This window comes from Streptomyces hokutonensis, assembly GCF_000376565.1.
Taxonomy (GTDB): domain Bacteria; phylum Actinomycetota; class Actinomycetes; order Streptomycetales; family Streptomycetaceae; genus Streptomyces; species Streptomyces hokutonensis.
In genome coordinates this window covers 1-19,210 of sequence record NZ_BARG01000069.1, presented here as the reverse complement: position 1 = coordinate 19,210, position 19,210 = coordinate 1, and the positions used below count along the sequence as shown (strand labels likewise).

Annotated in this window: 16 protein-coding genes; 8 read left to right on the top strand and 8 right to left on the bottom strand. The window is 70.5% G+C overall.

Annotated features, from left to right (window positions below):
- Nucleotides 1-7 precede the first annotated feature (7 nt).
- Both SSP08S_RS39200 and SSP08S_RS39195 read right to left on the bottom strand, forming a co-directional pair.
- Nucleotides 8-2,014, bottom strand: coding sequence for a tetratricopeptide repeat protein (locus SSP08S_RS39200; RefSeq protein WP_019073120.1), 2,007 nt, complete (start codon nucleotides 2,012-2,014; stop codon nucleotides 8-10).
- A 16-nt stretch (nucleotides 2,015-2,030) separates the two neighbouring features.
- Nucleotides 2,031-2,900 carry a 5'-methylthioadenosine/S-adenosylhomocysteine nucleosidase gene (locus SSP08S_RS39195; protein ID WP_043260054.1) on the bottom strand — a complete coding sequence of 290 codons (870 nt, stop codon included), beginning with the start codon at nucleotides 2,898-2,900 and terminating at the stop codon, nucleotides 2,031-2,033.
- A 70-nt stretch (nucleotides 2,901-2,970) separates the two neighbouring features.
- On the opposite strand from SSP08S_RS39195, the gene SSP08S_RS39190 reads away from it, so the two are divergent.
- The gene (locus SSP08S_RS39190) at nucleotides 2,971-3,525 is read left to right on the top strand and encodes a hypothetical protein (protein ID WP_019073118.1); all 555 of its coding nucleotides are present in this window, start codon (nucleotides 2,971-2,973) and stop codon (nucleotides 3,523-3,525) included.
- Here the strand turns inward: SSP08S_RS39190 and SSP08S_RS39185 are convergent.
- Both SSP08S_RS39185 and SSP08S_RS39180 read right to left on the bottom strand, forming a co-directional pair.
- The gene (locus SSP08S_RS39185; RefSeq protein WP_019073117.1) at nucleotides 3,515-4,198 is read right to left on the bottom strand and encodes a response regulator; all 684 of its coding nucleotides are present in this window, start codon (nucleotides 4,196-4,198) and stop codon (nucleotides 3,515-3,517) included. The genes SSP08S_RS39190 and SSP08S_RS39185 overlap by 11 nt on opposite strands.
- Nucleotides 4,195-5,928 (bottom strand): sensor histidine kinase, encoded by a 1,734-nt coding sequence (locus tag SSP08S_RS39180; RefSeq protein WP_019073116.1) that lies wholly within the window; start codon nucleotides 5,926-5,928, stop codon nucleotides 4,195-4,197. The genes SSP08S_RS39185 and SSP08S_RS39180 overlap by 4 nt, the downstream gene beginning before the upstream one ends.
- A 167-nt stretch (nucleotides 5,929-6,095) precedes the next feature.
- Here SSP08S_RS39180 and SSP08S_RS39175 point away from each other — a divergent pair, with 167 nt between their 5' ends.
- Together SSP08S_RS39175 and SSP08S_RS39170 are read left to right on the top strand one after the other, a co-directional pair.
- Entirely contained in the window at nucleotides 6,096-7,508 is a 1,413-nt protein-coding gene (locus SSP08S_RS39175) for a cation:dicarboxylate symporter family transporter (protein ID WP_078532659.1), read from the top strand.
- Between the two features lie 208 nt (nucleotides 7,509-7,716).
- A complete protein-coding gene (locus SSP08S_RS39170) occupies nucleotides 7,717-8,481 on the top strand; it encodes a DUF2127 domain-containing protein (protein ID WP_026179227.1) in 765 nt (254 codons plus the stop codon).
- A gap of 6 nt (nucleotides 8,482-8,487) precedes the next feature.
- On the opposite strand, the gene SSP08S_RS39165 is transcribed toward SSP08S_RS39170, so the two are convergent.
- Nucleotides 8,488-8,928: a MarR family winged helix-turn-helix transcriptional regulator gene (locus SSP08S_RS39165; RefSeq protein WP_019073113.1), complete on the bottom strand. Its 441-nt coding sequence runs from the start codon at nucleotides 8,926-8,928 to the stop codon at nucleotides 8,488-8,490.
- Nucleotides 8,929-8,994: 66 nt separating this feature from the next.
- Between SSP08S_RS39165 and SSP08S_RS39160 the strand changes: the two genes are divergently transcribed.
- The 5 genes from SSP08S_RS39160 (at nucleotide 8,995) to SSP08S_RS39140 (ending at nucleotide 14,581) form a co-directional block, all read left to right on the top strand.
- Entirely contained in the window at nucleotides 8,995-9,672 is a 678-nt protein-coding gene (locus SSP08S_RS39160; RefSeq protein ID WP_245608043.1) for a maleylpyruvate isomerase family mycothiol-dependent enzyme, read from the top strand.
- Nucleotides 9,673-9,895: 223 nt separating this feature from the next.
- Nucleotides 9,896-11,389 carry an AAA family ATPase gene (locus SSP08S_RS39155; protein ID WP_019073111.1) on the top strand — a complete coding sequence of 498 codons (1,494 nt, stop codon included), beginning with the start codon at nucleotides 9,896-9,898 and terminating at the stop codon, nucleotides 11,387-11,389.
- Between the two features lie 72 nt (nucleotides 11,390-11,461).
- Complete coding sequence (locus SSP08S_RS39150; RefSeq protein WP_019073110.1) at nucleotides 11,462-11,848, top strand: MerR family transcriptional regulator; 387 nt, start codon at nucleotides 11,462-11,464, stop codon at nucleotides 11,846-11,848.
- Between the two features lie 14 nt (nucleotides 11,849-11,862).
- The gene (gene trxA / locus SSP08S_RS39145) at nucleotides 11,863-12,177 is read left to right on the top strand and encodes a thioredoxin (protein ID WP_026179226.1); all 315 of its coding nucleotides are present in this window, start codon (nucleotides 11,863-11,865) and stop codon (nucleotides 12,175-12,177) included.
- Nucleotides 12,178-12,325: 148 nt separating this feature from the next.
- Nucleotides 12,326-14,581, top strand: a complete 2,256-nt coding sequence (locus tag SSP08S_RS39140; protein WP_078532658.1) for a HelD family protein — start codon at nucleotides 12,326-12,328, stop codon at nucleotides 14,579-14,581.
- Here the strand turns inward: SSP08S_RS39140 and glgB are convergent.
- The 3 genes from glgB to SSP08S_RS56735 form a co-directional block, all read right to left on the bottom strand.
- Nucleotides 14,578-17,256: a 1,4-alpha-glucan branching enzyme gene (gene glgB, locus SSP08S_RS39135; RefSeq protein ID WP_078532657.1), complete on the bottom strand. Its 2,679-nt coding sequence runs from the start codon at nucleotides 17,254-17,256 to the stop codon at nucleotides 14,578-14,580. The two genes, SSP08S_RS39140 and glgB, sit on opposite strands and share 4 nt — an antisense overlap.
- 24 nt (nucleotides 17,257-17,280) lie before the next feature.
- Nucleotides 17,281-18,654 carry a maltokinase N-terminal cap-like domain-containing protein gene (locus SSP08S_RS39125; RefSeq protein ID WP_019073104.1) on the bottom strand — a complete coding sequence of 458 codons (1,374 nt, stop codon included), beginning with the start codon at nucleotides 18,652-18,654 and terminating at the stop codon, nucleotides 17,281-17,283.
- Nucleotides 18,655-18,750: 96 nt separating this feature from the next.
- The coding region (locus tag SSP08S_RS56735; RefSeq protein ID WP_043260051.1) for an alpha-glucosidase C-terminal domain-containing protein at nucleotides 18,751-19,210 on the bottom strand (460 nt) is incomplete at its 5' end.

Genomic DNA, 19,210 nt, shown 5'->3' with positions numbered 1-19,210 from the left:
GGTCTAGTCAGGTCAATGAGTCTGCGCGGGATTGGGCGAGAGCGGCTTCGGTGGGGGCGTTGGCTTGGGTGTAGGCGTCGGCGGACTGGAGGTAGCAGGTGCGGGCCTCGGCTGGGCGGGCGGCGTTCTGGTGGGCGCGGGCCAGGTTGGAGAGGGTGTGGCCCGTGCGGTACCAGTCGTCGAACTCCCGGTGGCCCTCCAGGGCCTTCTTGTATGCCTCAACCGCCTCCTCCCCCCGGCCCGTTGTGCGCAGGGCGGCGCCGAGGTTGTTCCACGCCCTGGCCTCACCATGGCGGTCCTCGACGGTCTGGAATAGGTCGCGGGCGCGGGTGTAGGCATCGATCGCCTCCCCCGCCCGGCTGGCCTCCAGCAGAGCGCTGCCGAGATTGTCCCACGCGCTGGCCTCGCGGGGGCGATCCCCGACAACCTGGAACAGCTCGCGGGCGCGGGTGTGGGCGTCGATGGCCTCCTCGGTCCGGCCCGTCTCCTGCAGGGCGACACCGAGGTTGTTCCACGCGATGGCCTCGCGGTCACGGTCCCCGGCGGTCTGGTACAGGTCGCGGGCGCGGATGTGGGCGTCGATGGCCTCCCCTGCCCGGCCCGTCTGCCGCAGGGCGACGCCGAGGCTGGTCCACGCGCTGGCCTCCCCCACCCGGTCACCGGCGCGGTGGGCGGCGTCCCGCGCGGAACCACACACCGTGATCTTGTCGTCGAAAGAGCGCCGCCAGTCCAGATACTCCGCCAGGCGCTGGGACAGCCGTACCGCTGTGTCCGCGTACCGCTCCTCCCGCGCCCACTGCACCGCCGCCACCAGCCCCGCCCGCTCGCCGTCAAACCACGCCAACGCCCCCGCCCGGTTCGCGAATCGCTCCGGCTCCGGCATCCCCTGCAGCCACCGCAGCCGGTCATCCGCCGCCCTCGCCCACCGCAGATAGAAACCCAGCACTCGCTCCCGCGCCGCCTCCCCCTCCTCCCGCAACCCCGCATCCCCGTTGACCACACCCACCCCGAACACCCGCACCAAGTCATGCAACCGCCACCGAACATCCGCCTCTCCCGGAACAGGCGTGACAAGGTGGGACGCGGCGAGCTCTTCGAGCAGGCCGAACGTCCAGTCGACACCGAGGTCCGCCAGTGCGGCGGCCGTATCGCTGGCCACTTCGGCCGTCGGAGCCAGTGCGAGCAGACGCAGCAACCTGGCCTGCTCAGACGGCAGTTGCCGGTACGCCGCTTCGAAGACCGGGCGGAGTCCGACAGCCGCCGTCACGTCCTCGGCACCCCGCAACTCGTCCACGAGGGATGCGATGGACCGGTGGCGGCGCTTGCGCAGCATGCCTGCGGTGATCCTCAGCGCGAGCGGATGGTGGCCACAGAGTGTGGCGAGTTCCGACACCGCCTCCGGTTCACGCGTCGCCCGATCATCACTGCGGTCGCTGAGCTGCAAGGACCTGCTGATGAGGTCGGCGGCGTCCTCCGCATTGAGAACATCGAGGTCGATCAGCTGAGCGTCCAGTTCCGTGAGTCGATCCCGAGAAGTGATCAGCACCCGATGATGATCCGTCCCCGGCACAAGCGGCATCACCTGCCCCGCATCCGACGCATTGTCGAGGACCAGCAACATCGGCCGCCCCTCCTCCGCCAACAGCCGCCGATACAACCCGTACTGCCCCTCCACCGTCTGCGGAAGATCCGCCCCCCGAACCCCCATCCCGTCCAGCAGCGCAACCACCGCCTGATCCGCCGTAACCGGATCCTCGTCGTACCCCCGAAAGTCGACGAACAACGTCCCGCCCGGAAACCACCCGTCCCGCACCGCCCGATGCGCGGCACACAACGCCAACGACGTCTTCCCGATCCCGCCCAGCCCGGACACCGCGCAGATCACCACGGGCAGATCAGACTCAGCCGCCGGATCCAGTACCGGCGACAACCGCGCCAGGTCCTCGTCCCGCCCGGTGAACCCCGCCGGCACCGCAGGCAACGCGGCAGTGGCAACCGGCACCGGACCGTGCACGGAACCAGGGCCGGAGTTACCGCTCTCCGTCCCCCCGCCCCACCTGCTTGGCGACGAACGGCCCGTTGAACGTGCTCCCCCGAAAGTCGAGGTGGTCCCCGCCATGGGTGGGCCCGCGAAAGGGACCCTCCTTGGGGTCGTCGGCGGTTCCGCCGGAGGGGCCCGGCCGGCCACCGAACGGCCGCAGTTCCCGCAGCACCGCCACCACCGCGGCGGCCGCGTTCGTGGCAGCCCGTGGCTGTGAACCTTCCGCATCGGCGCGGGACTTCTTGGCGTCGGCCCGGTCGCTGATCCCTCGGATCACCAGCGCGTCCCCGCCCGCCAGGTGCACCGCGCTCGCGATTCCCGCGCCCTCCATCTCGATGGCGGCGGCGTCGTTGTAGTGCGTCCGCAGATGTTCCGCCAGCGCGGACCGGGCAGAGGCCAGCACCACGTCCCCGGCGGCGATCGGCTTCAGATGGGCGTGCGGATCCTCCCGCAACGCCTCGCGCGCCGCCTGCTCCAGCCGGTGCGAAGCCCGCCATGCCTCGGGACGGACCAAGAAGTTCTTGTCCGTCTCCTTGCCGCCGTGGATGCCGTACACCTTCGTGGCCACGACCACGTCGCCGATTTCGATGTCGGTTTTGAGGCTGCCGGCAACCCCGACGAAGAACACGGCCTGGGGTTCGAGCCACGACATGACCCGCTCGGTGAGCGTGGCCGCCGTCAGATTGCCCTCGCCCAGCTCCAGCAGGGCTACCGACCAGGGCGTGCCCGACAAGCGGCCCACCGTTGCCAGAGTTCCGTACCGGGGATGCTCCTGCTTCTCCACGTCCGTCAGATGATCCCGTACGGCCGTGTACTCGAGCGGCAGTGCGGTCAGCACCGCGACAATGGGTTGCGTCACTCACTTAAGGTACTGCCAAGAGGCCTGCGCAGATGGCGTGTTGACACCATATGAGGGGGGAGACCGGGCAATGCCGGAACGCGACGTCACCACAGCCCAACTACTCCTCGCCGAATACCAAACCGTCAAGGACGAGCAGAAAACCCGCATCGGCTTCCGCGACAACCTCCTCTACGTCACCCTCACCGTCGTCGCCGCAGTCATCGCCGCCGCCGCCCAGGCCCAGCGGTCCGAGATGCTGCTCGCGCTGCCCCCGGTGTGTGTCGTGCTCGGCTGGACCTACGTCGTGAACGACGAGAAGATCTCCGCGATCGGGACGTACGTACGGGACGACCTGGGGCCCCGGCTCGCCGAACTCGCCCAGGCCCAGGAGGTGTTCGCGTGGGAGTCCGCCCACCGTTCCGACACCCGCCGGCGCTCCCGCAAGGTCATCCAGTCCTCCATCGACCTGCTGGCGTTCTGCGTCGTCCCGTTCGCCGGGCTCGTCGTCTACTGGGCCGCAGGCCAGACGACACCCGGCCTGCTCGCCCTCTCCGTCGCCGAGGCGTTGACCGTCGTCGGCCTCGGCCACCAGGTCCTGAGCTATGCGCGACCGCTCAACTCGCCCCGCCCGCCTACCCCTTGACCCACCGATACTGCAACTCGGGCCGCCCCACAGTCCCGTACTGCGGACTCCGCGCCGCCCTCCCCGCCTCCACCAAATGCTCCAGGTACCGCCGAGCCGTGATCCGGGAGATCCCCACCGCCTCGGCCACTCCCGCCGCAGTGAGCCCCTCCCCGCAGTCCCGCAGAGCGACCGTCACCTTCTCCAGCGTCGGCGCACTCAAGCCCTTCGGCAGCGCCGCAGGCGAAGGCGCGCGCAGGGCGGCCAGCGCGCGGTCGACCTCGTCCTGGCCGCTCGCCTCGCCCGCCGCCGCGTGGAACTCGGCGTACCGCACCAGCCGGTCCCGCAGCGTGGCGAAGGTGAACGGCTTCAGGACGTACTGGACGACCCCCAGCGAGACCCCCTCCCGCACCACCGCCAGATCCCGCGCCGACGTCACGGCGATCACGTCCGCGTGGTAGCCGGCGGCCCGCAACGACCTGGCCAGCTGCAAGCCGTGCGCATCCGGCAGATGCAGATCCAGTAGCAACAGGTCGACCTGCGTACGCTCCAGCGCCCGTCTCGCCTCCGCCCCCGTGTGCGCCTTGCCCACCGCCACGAAGCCCGGCACCCGGCCCACGTACATCACATGCGCGTCGGCGGCGACGGGATCGTCCTCCACGATCAGCACGCGGATCGGCTCGGCCGTAGTCATGAGTGGTCACCTCTGAAAGCCGTACCTCTGGAAGCAGAGCCCCGGGACGACGACGCCCCGACACCACCCTCGCCGCTACCCGAACCCGAACCCGTCCCCGTCTCCGTCTCCGTGCCCCACAACGGCAACCGCACCTCGAACACCGCCCCGCCTCCCTCCGCCTCGGCCACCGTCAACGTCCCCTCATGCCGGTTCACCGCCTGCCGTACCAACGCCAGCCCCAGCCCCCGGCCGCCCGGTCCCGCCGGCTTCGTCGAGAAGCCGCGCTGGAAGACCGCCTCCGCGTGCGCCGGGTCGACGCCCGTCCCCGTGTCCGCGACCCGCAGCACCAGCGCGGAGCCGGAGCCCGTCGCGTCCGCCTCCGTGCGTGCCGTCACCGTGACCCGTGCCCGCAGGCTTCCCTGCGCCGCGTCCACCGCGTTGTCGATCAAGTTCCCGAGGATGGTCACCAGGTCCCGCGCCGACAAGGAGTCCGGCAACAGACCGTCGTCCAATCCGCTGTCCTCGGACACCACCAACTCGACGCCCCGCTCGTTGGATTGAGCCGTCTTGCCCAGCAACAGGGCAGCCAGCACAGGCTCGTTGACCGCCGAGACCACCTGGTCCGTCAGCGTCTGGGCCAGCTCCAACTCCGCCGTCGCGAAGTCCACCGCCTCCTCCGCCCGGCCGAGTTCGATCAACGACACCACCGTGTGCAGGCGGTTCGCCGCCTCGTGCGCCTGTGACCGCAGCGCCTGCGTGAAGCCGCGCTCCGAGTCCAACTCGCCCATGAGGGACTGGAGTTCGGTGACGTCCCGGAGGGTCACCACCGTTCCCCGGCGCTCGCCGCCCGACACCGGTGAGGTGTTGACCACCAGTACTCGGGACGCCGTCAGATGCACCTCGTCCACCCGTTCCTCCGACGACAGCAGCGCCCCCGTCAGCGGTGCGGGCAGGCCCAGGTCGGCCACCGAACGGCCGACCACGTCACCCCTGACTCCGAGGAGTTCGCGGCCGCCGTCGTTCATGAGCGCCACCCGGTACTGCCCGTCGAGCATCAGCAGTCCTTCCCGTACCGCGTGCAGCGCGGCCTGGTGGTAGTCGTGCATATGGCTCAGCTCGGTGGCGTTCATGTTGTGGGTGTGGCGGCGGAGGCGGGCGTTGATGACATACGTCCCTACGGCACCCAGTGCCAGCGCGCCGGCCGCGACGCCGATGAGGGCCGTCACCTGGTCCTGCACCCGCTGGGTGATCGCCTCGACGCGGATGCCGGCGCTGACCAGGCCGATGATCCGGGTGCGCCCGGTGTCGTAGATGGGGGTGACCGCGCGGACGGACGCGCCGAGCGTACCGGTGTAGGTCTCGGTGAAGGACTTGCCGTCGAGGGCGGGCCCGATGTGGCCGAGGAACTTCTTGCCGATCTGGTTCTTGTCCGGGTGGGTCCAGCGGATGCCCTGCGGGTTCATGATCGTGACGAAGTCGACCTGGGTGTCGCGCTGGACGCGCAGGGAGTACGTCTCCAGGTGCGCGGTGGGGTCGGACGTACCGATCGCCGCGACCACCGACGGGGAGTCCGCGACCGAGCGGGCCACCGCCGTGGCCTGGCGGCCGGCCGCGTCCTCGGCCTGGCTGCGGTCGCTGACGTAGGTGAACAGCGCGTACCCGGCGACGACGACCGCTATCAGCACCGCCTGCATGCCGAAGAGCTGGCCGGCGAGGCTGCGGGGGCGGGGGATGTGCGGGAAGCGCATGTCGTCAGTGTGCCTCTCCGAAATGGCGCGAACTAAATGAACGTAAGGGTGACCGGCCTCACAAGCCAGGAGATAGTCACCGCAACCCCCTGGGAGCCCCCATCTCCCGGATCTTCCCGGATGTGAGCCGCACAACGGGATTCCGCCGGTCGTGAGCCGCACGCCGGATGATGCCGACGACGTCGTCAAGGAGGGCAGCCGTGGCCAGCACCGCTCCCGCACCTGCCGCACCCCCCGCGAAGCGGGACCGTACCCACTACCTCTACATCGCGGTGATCGTCGCGGTCGCCCTCGGCATCGCCGTCGGGTTCATCGCGCCCGACTTCGCCAAGGAACTGAAGCCGATCGGTACCGGCTTCGTCTCGCTGATCAAGATGATGATCTCGCCGATCATCTTCTGCACGATCGTGCTCGGCGTCGGCTCCGTACGGAAGGCCGCTCAGGTCGGCAAGGTCGGCGGACTCGCGCTCGGCTACTTCATCGCGATGTCGTTCGTGGCGCTGGCCATCGGCCTGGTCGTCGGCAACATCATCCACCCGGGCAGCGGCATGCACCTGACCGAGGCGGTCAAGGGCGTCGGACACACGCAGGCCCAGGCCGCCGCCGAGGGCCCGGTCGACTTCCTGCTCGGGATCATCCCGACCACCTTCGTGTCGGCCTTCACCGAGGGCCAGGTCCTGCAGACCCTGCTGATCGCGCTCCTCGCGGGCTTCGCGCTGCAGGCCATGGGCCGGACCGGCGAGCCGGTGCTGCGCGGGGTCGAGTACATCCAGAAGCTGGTCTTCCGCATCCTCGGCATGATCATGTGGGCCGCGCCCGTCGGCGCGTTCGGCGCGATGGCCGCCGTCATCGGCGAGACCGGCATGGACGCGCTCAAGGCGCTGGGCACGATCATGCTCGGCTTCTACGTCACCTGCTTCTTGTTCATCGTGGTCGTGCTCGGCACGCTGACCAAGCTGGTCGCCAAGGTCAACCTGTTCCAGCTGCTGAAGTACCTCGGCCGCGAGTTCCTGCTGATCGTCTCCACCTCCTCGTCCGAGTCCGCGCTGCCGCGGCTCATCGCGAAGATGGAGCACCTGGGTGTCAGCCGCCCGGTCGTCGGTATCACCGTGCCGACCGGCTACTCCTTCAACCTCGACGGCACGATGATCTACCTGACCATGGCCTCGCTGTTCATCGCCGACGCCATGGACCAGCCGATGAACATCGGCCAGCAGATCGGCCTGCTGCTCTTCATGATGGTTGCTTCGAAGGGTGCGGCAGGGGTTTCCGGCTCCGGTATCGCCGTGCTCGCCAGCGGTCTGCAGTCGCACAAGCCGGCCCTGGTCGACGGTGTCGGCCTGATCATCGGCATCGACCGCTTCATGAGCGAGGCCCGCGCCGTCACCAACTTCGCCGGCAACGCCGTCGCCACGCTGCTCATCGGCACCTGGACCGGCGAGGTCGACAAGGAGCGGGTGAACCGGGTGCTCGCGGGTGAACTGCCCTTCGACGAGAAGACGTTGCTCGACGAGGACGGCGACGAGCACCTCGACGGCGTGCCCGAGCAGGGCGGCGAGAAGGAACTCGCCAAGGCCTGACCCGCCCCCCGAGCGGGGCGCCCGGACCCACCTGAACAAGGTCCGGACGCCCCATGGACTCCGGGCGGCTGGGTGTCCCCCCGTCGCTCAGCCGCCCGGTCCACCTCCCATCCCTTCTGGGGGATGCACTAGCGTGCCGTGCCGTGCCGGAAAACTCCGGCGCGGTACGGCACGTTCGCGTTCGGCGGGAGTCACGGGGGACATGGGCATGAAGATCGACTGGGACCGGCGGCACTGCGCACGGCACGGGCATGTGACGTACGCGCCCGACGAAACGGTGCTGCGGGAGCGGCTGCGCGTCGAGACCAAGTTCGGTACGGCCTGGCGCTGTCTGCGCTGCGGCGACTTCGTACTCGGCGAACCGCACGGCTCCGGGCCCGCCGAGAACGCCCCGCTGGTGCCGCGCGGGAAGGTGCTGCGGGACCTGTTCATCCTGCGGTTCCTGGCGATCGAGCGGGCCGTGCGCGGGGTGTTCATCGTGCTGGTCGCCGCCGCGGTGTGGAAGTTCAGCAACAGCCAGGACTCGGTGCGCAGGCTCTTCGACGACTACCTGAACGTCTTCCGCCCGGTCTTCAAGCACTTCCACTACGACCTCGACCACTCGCCGGTCGTCGGCTCCATCCAGAAGACCTTCGGCTACAAGCACTCCACGCTGGTCCTGGTCGCCGTACTGCTGCTGGCGTACGCGCTGATCGAACTCGTCGAGGCCGGCGGGCTCTGGTACGCGAAGCGCTGGGCGGAGTATCTGACGGTGGTCGCGACCGCCGCGTTCCTCCCGCTGGAGATCTACGAACTCACCGAGCACATCAGCTGGTTGAAGATCGCCACCCTCGTCCTCAACATACTCGCGGTCCTCTACATCGCCCTCGCCAAGCGCCTGTTCGGCCTGCGCGGCGGACGCAAGGCCTTCGACGAGGAGCGCGAGAGCGCCTCCCTGCTGGAGGTGGAGACCTCGGCGGGCGTGATGGTCTGACTCCGCTCAGGCCCAGGGGTCGGTGATCTCCCGCAACACCGTGAGCGCCTCGCGCAGTTGCCTCATGCGGCGCTTGCCGAGGTGCTCCTCCCACTCCCGCTCCACCTCGGCCACCACCGCGGCGGCGACGGGCTGTGCGGCCCTGGCGCGCTCGGCCAGGCGGATCAGCCGGGCCCGCCGGTCGGTCGGGTCCGGCTCGCGTGTCACATAGCCGGCCTTCTCCAGCTGGTCGACGAGGAACCCGGCGGTCTGCTTGGTGACCTGCGCCTGCTCGGCCAGTTCGGTCAGCCGCGTCCCGTCCGGCCCGACCCGCTGCAGGACCCGGGCCTGGGCGGGCGTGAAGTCGTCGAACCCGGCCTCGGCGAGCGCTGCGAAGATGCGGTTCTCCAGGGCTCTGTACGGGATGAACAGGAGCAGCCCCGTGTTGAGCTCGCTCTCCGCCGCCATGGCCTACGCCTCCTTGACAGTGGTCAGAGTCTCTGACTAATTTGGTCAGAGAAGCTTACCACTTGCATGTCACTTCAGTGGGCGGTGATTCCCATGGGCGTCGTACCGGGTGTCGTACTGGGGACGGACGAGCGCTGGCGGATCGTGGACCGTGAGCGGGCGAGCCTGGCCGACCTCCTCGACGGGCTGAGCCCGGAGGAGTGGGAGACCCCCACACGGTGTGGCGACTGGCGGGTGCGGGACGTCGCCGCGCATCTGACCATCGCCGCACGCATGTCGTACGGCGCCGTCCTGCGCGAGTTCGCGCGGGCCCGCGGGAGCGTCGACCGGATGATCCACGACTCGGCCGTACGGGAGGCCGGGCGGCCGGTCGCGGACATCGTCGCCAACCTGCGCTCGACCATCGGCTCCCGCCGTCTCGCCCCCACGACCACACCCCGCGAACCGCTCCTCGATATCCTCGTCCACGGCCAGGACATCGCCCTCGCGCTCGGCCGGGAGCGGCAGATGCCTCCCGAGGCCGCCCGGGACGCCGCCGACCGGGTGTGGACGATGCGCTTCCCGCCCCGTCCCTGGCCGCTCCCGGAGGCCCGGCTCGTCGCCACCGACATCGAGTGGGCGCGCGGTGCGGGCGAGGAGGTCCGCGGCCCGGTCGGCGCCCTGCTCCTGCTGCTCACCGGCCGCCCGGCGGCGGCCGACGTGTGGTTCGCGCGGGCCGCCGAGGGACCGGCGCACGGCCACTGAGACGCACCCAGGGAGACCCGCGAGGAAGACCCACGGGGGAAACACGGGGGAGCGAGGGGGCGGGCCGGGGGACCCGCCCCCTCGGACGAGCGCCGGCCCGCGGCCCGTTACCCACCCCTTCGGGGACATTCACCCCAAATGCTTTGACCCGCCGCCCTGTTCACCCGCACGCTGGGACACCCGACGTGACCGGTCGGACCCATCGGACCAAGCGGAGGCAGGCATGGGGGAATCGGGCGGACTGGAGATCATGAGCTCCGAGGAGTACGAACGACGGCACGGCGCGGACCGGGAGCCCTCGTCGCTCTCGCTGGAGCAGGTCAACGAACTCTTCTACGAGTTCCTCACGGCGGTGGCCCGCCCCAGGCGCAAGGAGGACGAGGCCGCCCGCAACCTCTCCAAGCGGCTGCGCGACCACCTCGGCACCGCGCCCGCCGACCGGCCCGTGGTCAAGGCCGCGTATCCGCCGTACGACCTGCCGAACGTGCATCTCGCCCTGGAGCGCTGGTTCGCCGGGGGCGGGCGGTCGTACGAGCTGGTCGGCATGCGCGGTGCGCAGCACCACGGCGAGCTGACCCTCGGCGACATCCTCGAAGCGGCCGACCGCTACGACCGGTTCACGATCGGCGCCGTCGACTACGCGCACCTGCCCATCTCGCCGGACGAGGAACTCGCCTGTGTCTCCTGCGGGTTCTACCTCGGTGCGGAGGGCGAGAACCGGTTCGCGGTGCTGCTGCGCGGCCCGGCCGACGAGTACGGGCGCAACAAGGTCGAGATCGAAGTCCTCGCGCAGGACAAGGAGTTCGCGGACCGGCTGCTCGCCGAGATCGACCGGCTGGTGCGCGAGCACAACATCTTCCAGGGGCAGGTGCTCTCCTTCGAGGGCTCCCAGTTCGGCCACGGCCTGGGCCCGTTCCGCTTCCACCGCCGCCCCGCCCTGACCCGGGACGACATCGTGCTCCCCGAGGGCCTGCTGGAGCGCGTCGAGCGCCAGGTCGTCGGCGTCGCCCGCCGCCGCGAGCAACTCCGCGCCGCCGGCCAACACCTGCGCCGCGGCCTCCTCCTCTACGGCCCGCCCGGCACCGGCAAGACCCACACGATCCGCTATCTCCTCTCCCACCTCCCGCAGTTCACGGTCGTCGTCCTCGCAGGGACCGGCATCGACGCCATCGGCCCCGCCTGCGCCCTGGCCCGGATGCTCCAGCCCGCGCTGGTCGTCCTGGAGGACTGCGACCTGATCGCCGAGGCGCGCGACCACGGCGGCGGCGAACAGCCTCTGCTCTTCCAGGTGTTGAACGAGATGGACGGCCTCGGCGACGACGCCGACGTGGCCTTCCTCCTCACCACCAACCGCGCCGACCTCCTCGAACCGGCCCTCATCCAGCGCCCAGGCCGCGTCGACCTCGCCGTGGAGATCCCCCTCCCCGACGCCCAGGGCCGCGCCCGACTCCTCGACCTCTACGGCGCCGGGCTCGACTTCGGCAAGGAAGTCGCCGACGAGGTGGTGTCCCGCACGGAGGGCACGACGGCGTCCTTCACGAAGGAACTCGTACGACGGTCCGTACTGATCGCGGCCGAACGCGAGTCCCCGCACACGGAACCGTCCGACCTGCGTAGCGCCCTCGACGAACTCCTTTCCGACCGCGACCAGTTGACGCGTCGGCTGCTGGGCGTGCGGGGGCCGGAGGACGGCGACGAGGACGCGGACGGCTACTGAGGCCGCCGCGGTTTCCCTGTTGCCCTGAACGCTGTTGCCCTGACGCCGACGTCAAGGATTACCGTCGGGGGCATGCGAATCGGCGAGCTGGCCGCGCGGGCCGGGACCACGACGCGGACTCTCAGGTACTACGAGTCGCGGGGGCTGTTGCCCGCGCGGCGCGGGGGCAACGGGTACCGGACGTACGACGAGGCTGATCTGAAGCTGCTGCGGCAGATCAGGACCCTGCAGGACTTCGGGTTCGACCTGGAGGAGACGCGGCCCTTCGTGGAGTGTCTGCGGGCCGGGCACCCGGAGGGCGACTCGTGCCCGGCGTCGCTCGCGGTCTACCGGCGCAAGCTGGCCGAACTGGACTCCCTGATCGGGGAGTTGCAGGCCGTGCGGGCGGAGATCGGGGTGCGGCTCGCGACCGTCGAGGAGCCGACGCCGTTGTGCGAACTGGGAGGGTCTGAACTGTGATCGATGTGACGCACGTGCCCGATGTGACGGACGAGAACTTCACGGCCGAGGTGCTCGGGGCCGAGCTGCCGGTGCTGGTGGAGTTCACCGCGGACTGGTGTCCTCCGTGCCGGCAGATGGGGCCGGTGCTGCGGGCGCTCGCCGCGGAGGAGGGGGAGCGGTTGAAGGTGGTGCAGCTGAACGTGGACCGGAATCCGGAGACCACGAACGCCTACAAGGTTCTCTCGATGCCCACATTCATGGTCTTCCGGGACGGTGAGCCGGTGAAGGCCATGGTGGGAGCCCGGCCGAAGCGGCGGCTGCTGGAGGAACTGGCCGATGTGATCTGAGCCCGCCGGCACGACCTGTTGGCACGAAAAATCCCCTGAGCAATTGCGCTCGGGGGATTCTTTTGCGTATATTCAATGGTTCGCGACTTCACGGGAATTCGGTCGCAAAGAGGCTCAGTGAGCACAGTATATAGGTCCGGGAGTGGAATTGTCAAACAGCGATGAAATTCACGGCGAGCAGGAATTCATCGACGGTCTGTACGCGCGCGTGGACGCGCTGCGCGGCGCCACCGAGGACTCCGTCCTGGACGCGCTCGGGCAGAGCAACACGCCCAGGCAGGCCCGGCTGGAGCGGGACATCCTGGTCGCCGAGCGCTCGGGGCTGCTCGCCGCGCTGAACGCCGTGGAGGGCTCGCTCTGCTTCGGCCGGATCGACCTGGCCTCCGGGGTCCGGCACCACATCGGCCGTATCGGCATCCGGGCCGACGACGCCGACCTCACCCCGATCCTGATCGACTGGCGGGCCGAGGTCGCCCGCCCCTTCTACCTCGCCACCGGCCACACCCCGATGGGCCTGCGCCGCCGTCGGCACCTCACCACCGACGGCCGCCACGTCACCGCCCTGCACGACGAGATCCTCGACCTCGGCGATGCCACCCGCACCGGCCACGAGGACCCGACCGGCGATGCCGTGCTGCTGGCCGCGCTCAACTCCGCGCGCACCGGCCGGATGAACGACATCGTGCAGACCATCCAGGCCGAACAGGACGAGATCATCCGGGCGCCGCATCGCGGAGTGCTCGTCGTCGAGGGTGGGCCCGGCACCGGCAAGACCGCCGTCGCGCTGCACCGGGCCGCGTATCTCCTCTACGAACACCGGGAGTTGCTCGCCAAGCGCGCCGTCCTCATCGTCGGCCCGAACCCCGCCTTCCTCGGCTACATCGGCGAGGTCCTTCCCTCCCTCGGCGAGACCGGCGTGCTGCTCGCGACCGTCGGTGAACTCTTCCCCGGCGTGAAGGCGACGGCCACCGACAGCCGGGCCGCCGCCGCGGTGAAGGGCCGCGCCGACATGGCCGACGTCCTCGCCAGGGTCGTACGCGACTGGCAGTCCCTCCCCGATCCGGTGATCGCGATCGAGCACGACCGCGAGATCCTCATGCTCGACGACGGCCTGGTCCGGATGGCCCGCGACCGCACCCGCGAGGCCCGACTCCCGCACAACGCGGCCCGCGAGCACTTCGAGGGGCACATCCTCAACACGCTCACCGAGATGGTCGCCGAACGCATCGGCACCGACCCCTTCGACGGCAGCAACCTGCTCGACCCCAGCGACATCACCCAGATCCGCGACGAACTCGCCGAGAACCCCGAAGTCTGGGCCGCCATCGACCAGTTGTGGCCTCGGCTGACCCCGCAGTACCTCGTCGCGGACTTCCTCGCCGACCCCGTGGGCTATGTCTCCGACGACGACGCGGACGCCATCCGCCGCCCGGTGACCCGCGAGTGGACCGTGGCGGACGTACCGCTGCTCGACGAGGCGGCCGAACTCCTCGGTCGGGACGACCGGGTGGTGCGGGCACGGGCCGAGCGCGAGCGCGCCGAGCAAGTGTCGTTCGCGCAGGGCGTGTTGGACGTGTCCTTCGCCTCCCGGACCTTCGAGTTCGAGGACAAGGAGGAGGACGACCCCGAGGGCTCAGAGGTGCTGTCCGCGCACGACATCATCGACGCGGAACGCTTCGCCGAGCGGCACGAGGAGGAGGACCACCGCAGCGCCGCCGAGCGCGCGGCGGCCGACCGCACCTGGGCGTTCGGCCACATCATCGTCGACGAGGCGCAGGAACTCTCCCCGATGGCCTGGCGGTTGCTCATGCGGCGCAGCCCCACCCGCTCGATGACCCTGGTCGGCGACCCGGCCCAGACGGCGGAGGCGGCGGGCGTCGGCTCCTGGTCGGAGATCCTCGCCCCCTACGTCGAGGACCGCTTCACCCACACCCGCCTGGGCGTCAACTACCGCACCCCCGCCGAGATCATGGACCTCGCGGCGGCGGTCGTCCGCGCCGAGAACCCCGACTTCGAACCGCCGAGTTCGGTACGGTCCACGGGCGTACGGCCCTGGGTGCGCGCGACTGACGACCTCCCCGGCGCGGTCGCCAAGGCGGTCGGAGAACTCACCCCCGCCGAGGGCCGCTTGGCCGTCATCGCCCCGCGCGACCTGCACCGCCGACTGGCCGCACGCCTCGACGGAGTGACAGCGGGCGCCGAGCCGGACCTCACCCGGACCGTCGTCCTGCTCGACCCGCGCCAGGCCAAGGGCCTGGAGTTCGACTCCGTACTCGTCGTCGAGCCGGGGCGGTACGGCACGAGCGACCTGTACGTGGCGTTGACCCGGGCCACTCAGCGGCTCGGCGTGGTGCACACGGGACCGCTGCCGCGCGCGCTCACCGATGTACCGGAGCTGTCCTAGGCCGGCCGCAGCCACACCGTGGCCAGCGGTGGCAGCGTGAGTCGGATGCTTGCCGCCCGGCCGTGCCAGGCGGTCGGTTCCGGCTTGATGGGGTCGGGGTTGGTGACGTCGCCGCCGCCGTAGACCGCGGTGTCGGTGTTGAGGGTCTCGTGCCAGGCGGGGGTGTCGTCGGGGACGCCCAGGCGGTAGTCGTGGCGGACGACGGGGGAGAAGTTGCTGACGGCGAGGAGGGGGGTGCCGTCGGTGTCGTAGCGGAGGAAGGCGAAGACGTTGTCCTCGGCCGCGTCACCCGTTATCCACTGGAAGCCGGCGGGGGTGGTGTCCAGCTGCCACAGCGAAGGGGTGTGGCGGTACACCGTGTTGAGGTCGCGGACCAGGTCGCGTACGCCCCGGTGGTCGGCTTCGGCGCCGTAGGCCGGGTCGAGGAGCCACCAGTCGGGGCCGTGGGTCTCGGACCACTCGGCGCCCTGGGCGAACTCCTGTCCCATGAAGAGGAGTTGCTTGCCGGGGTGGGCCCACATGAAGGCGAGGTAGGCGCGTAGGTTGGCGCGCTGCTGCCACCAGTCGCCGGGCATCTTCGACACCAACGAGCGCTTGCCGTGGACGACTTCGTCGTGCGAGATCGGCAGGACGTAGTTCTCGCTGTACGCGTACACCATGGAGAAGGTCATCTCGCCGTGGTGGTGCCGGCGGTGGACCGGGTCGTGGGTCATGTAGTCGAGCGAGTCGTGCATCCAGCCCATGTTCCACTTGAACCCGAAGCCGAGTCCGCCGGTGTCGGTGGGGCGGGTGACGCCGTCCCAGGCGGTGGATTCCTCGGCGATGGTCACGACGCCCGGCACCCTGCGGTACACGGTCGCGTTCATCTCCTGGAGGAAGGCGACCGCGTCCAGGTTCTCCCGGCCGCCGTGCTCGTTCGGGGTCCACTGGCCGGGCTCGCGCGAGTAGTCGAGGTAGAGCATCGAGGCGACCGCGTCCACACGCAGCCCGTCGATGTGGAACTCCTCGCACCAGTAGACGGCGTTCGCCACCAGGAAGTTGCGCACCTCTCGGCGGCCGAAGTCGAACTCCAGGGTGCCCCAGTCGGGGTGCGCGGCGCGGAGCGGGTCCTCGTGCTCGTACAGGGGCCGTCCGTCGAACTCGGCCAACGCCCAGTCGTCGCGCGGGAAATGGGCCGGCACCCAGTCCATCAGGACGCCGATGCCGGCCTGGTGCAGGGCGTCGACCAGGAACTTGAAGTCGTCGGGGGTGCCGAGGCGCGCGGTCGGGGCGTAGAAGCCGGTGACCTGGTAGCCCCAGGAACCGCCGAAGGGATGCTCGGCGACCGGCATCAGCTCTACGTGCGTGAAGCCCAAGTCCTTGACATAGGCCGGGAGTTGCTCGGCCAGCTGACGGTACGTCAGACCGGGGCGCCAGGACGCGAGGTGGATCTCGTAGACGGAGAACGGCGCCTCGTGGGACGGGACTTCGGTGCGGCCAGCGAGCCACTCCTCGTCGCCCCACACGTGGTGCGAGGCCGTGACGATGGAGGACGTGGCGGGCGGTACCTCGGTGCGGCGGGCCATCGGGTCGGCGCGCAGGGTCTTGGAACCGTCGGGCCTGGTGATCTCGAACTTGTACAGCTCGCCCTCGCCGATGCCCGGCATGAACAGTTCCCAGACGCCGGTGGCGCCGAGCGAGCGCATCGGGGCGCCCGTGCCGTCCCAGAAGTTGAAGGTGCCGGCCAGCCGTACGCCCCGGGCGTTCGGCGCCCACACCGTGAAGCGGGTGCCGGGGACCCCCTGGTGCGTCATCGGCTCCGCGCCGAGCGCCTGCCACAGCTGCTCGTGCCGGCCCTCGCCGATCAGGTGCAGGTCCAGGTCACCGAGCGCGGGCAGGAAACGGTACGCGTCCTCGGTGTCCTGCACGGTGCCGTCGTAGGCCACGAGCAGCCGGTACTCCGGCACCTCCGGGAGCGGGAGCAGTCCGGAGAAGAAGCCGTCCCCGTCGTCGTGCAGCTCGGTCGTCGAGCCGCCCGTCACGACGGTCACTCCGAGCGCGAAGGGGCGGAACACCCGGAACGCGACGCCGCCGGGGACCGGGTGTGCGCCGAGGACGGAGTGCGGGGCGTGATGGGTGCCGTGGAGGAGGCGGTCGCGGTCCACGGCATCGAGGGCAGGGGATATGGCGATCTCCGGTGCGGGTGCGGGTGCGGGTGCGGGCGTGGGCGTGGGGGCGGGGGCGGGTGCCTCTTGCTCCGGCGCAGGAGTGAGTGCGGGCGCAGGCGCGGGCGTGGCGGTGGGCGTGGGTGTGGCGGTGAGCGCGGGCGCGGGCGTGGCGGTGAGCGTTGGCGTGGGTGCGGGCGTGGCGGTGAGTGTGGTCGAGTCGGTGCCCGTGTCGGCCGTGGCCGTCTCGCGCGCGGGCTTCTCGCCGGCGGCGCTCGTCTCCTCCACCGAGCCCTTCTGCACCGAGTCCACCACGTCCTTCTGCACCGCGTCCTTCTTCACTGAAGCCTCCTTCACCGTCGCCTTCTGCCCCGCGGTCCTCTTCGACGACGCCTTCTTCAGCGAGTTCCTCTTCGCCGAGTTCTTTTTCCCGGCGCCCTTCTTCCCGGCACCCTTCTTGGCCGTCGCCTTCTTCGCGGCGGCCTTCTTCTTCGGATCCGGACCGTTGGACGACGGGGTGCGCGGGGTCACGGCGGGGCCTCCTGGGCGGGTGGGTCAGGTGGTGGGGTTGGCGAGGCGGCGTACGGCGGAGAGCGGGACCGGGAGCCAGTCGGGGCGGTGCCGGGCCTCGTAGACGACCTCGTAGACCGCCTTGTCCGTCTCGTACGCGCGCAGCAGGACGGGGTCGGTGCGCGGGTCGGCGCCGCTGATCTCCGCGTACCCGGAGCAGTAGGCGGCCCGGCACCTGCTCGCCCAGCCCGGGGCCGGCGGGTCGGCGGAGTGGGCCGCGTAGTCGAAGGACCGCAGCATCCCCGCGATGTCCCGCACCGGCGGCTGCGGCAGCCGGCGCTCCGCCAGCGGCCGGGACGGCTCGCCCTCGAAGTCGATCAGCGACCACTCCCCGGACGGCGAGCGCAGACACTGGCCGAGGTGCAGGTCGCCGTGGATGCGCTGGGCGGTCCAGGTGTGCCCCTCGGCCGCGAGATCGGCCAGCGCCGAGAACGCCGTACGCAGTCCGGGCGCGTACGGCCGGAGCACGGGCACCGCCTGTGCCGCCGCGTCGAGCCGCTCGGTCATGCCCGTCACCAGCTGGTCCAGCTGGACCCGGCCCAGGGTCGTGGTCGGCAGTGCCCGGGCCAGCGCCACATGGACCTCGGCCGTGGCCCGCCCAAGGGCCCGTGCCTCCGCGCCGAAGTCCTCGCCCTTGCGCAGCTCGCGCAGCGCCAGCTCCCAGCCGTCGGTCGCGCCCCGCACGAAGGGCTGGAGCACCCCGAGGACGTACGGCTCCTCGTCGGACTCCGCCCGCAGCCATGCCGTCGGCGCGGGCACCCGGGAGCAGCCCTCCAGGGCGAGGGCCAGCGGGAGTTCCAGGTCGGGGTTGGTGCCGGGGACGATCCGGCGCAGCAGCTTCAGGATGAACGTATCGCCGTAGACGACGGACGAGTTGGACTGCTCGGCCGTCATCAGGCGGGGGGCCAGGCCGGTCGCGATCTCCTGGCCCGGGTCCCGTTCGAAGCGCAGCCCGCCGATGTGGGCCTGGGCGCGAAACGCCTCCAGGAGCACCTCGGCGGGCCGGGGGTCGTACAGGGCCTCGTACACCGTGCGTCCGGCGAGCGGGCCCTCCTCCACATGTCCGATTAGCGCGGGCGCGAGCCGGGGCGGCAGCGCCTCGCGCACCCCTATGAGGAGCTGGTAGCAGTCGCCCGGCGCGGGTGACTGATGGGCGCGGACCAGCAGGTGGTAGAGGCCGAGCGCGCCGTCCGCCGGCAGCAGCTCGGTGGCGGCCACCAGCGAGAAACCGGTGACGGGACGGCCCTTGCCCGCGAACCACCGCTGCCTCGGCAGCCACTCCCGCAGGAGGGGGTCGAGGGACGCGAGGAGGCCGGGACCGGGACTGGTCCGGCCGGAAAGTGTGACAGTTTCCGCCATGGCGTCACGTTCCTTTCCCCGGGGTGGACGGGGTGTCACTGTTGCGTGCCCCGGGCGGGGCGGGGGAAACCGGATCCACCCCGCCCCACGGGGTGACTAGGCGGCTTCCTTGCGGAGCCGGAACCAGTAGAAGCCGTGCCCCGCCAAGGTCAGCAGGTACGGCAGCTCTCCTACGGCCGGAAAGCGGACCCCGCCGAACAGTTCGACCGGATGCCTTCCATTGAACGCCCGCAGGTCGAGTTCCGTCGGCTGCGCGAACCGGGAGAAGTTGTTCACGCACAGGACGAGGTCGTCCTCGTACTCGCGCAGGAAGGCGATCACCGCGGGATTCGACGACGGCAGTTCCCGGTACGAGCCGAGGCCGAACGCCAGGTTCTGCTTGCGGATCTCGATCATGCGGCGCGTCCAGTGCAGCAGCGAGGAGGGCGACGACATCGACGCCTCGACGTTGGTGACCTGGTAGCCGTAGACGGGGTCCATGATGGTCGGCAGCGACAGCCGGCCGGGGTCACAGGACGAAAAACCTGCGTTGCGATCAGGTGTCCACTGCATCGGC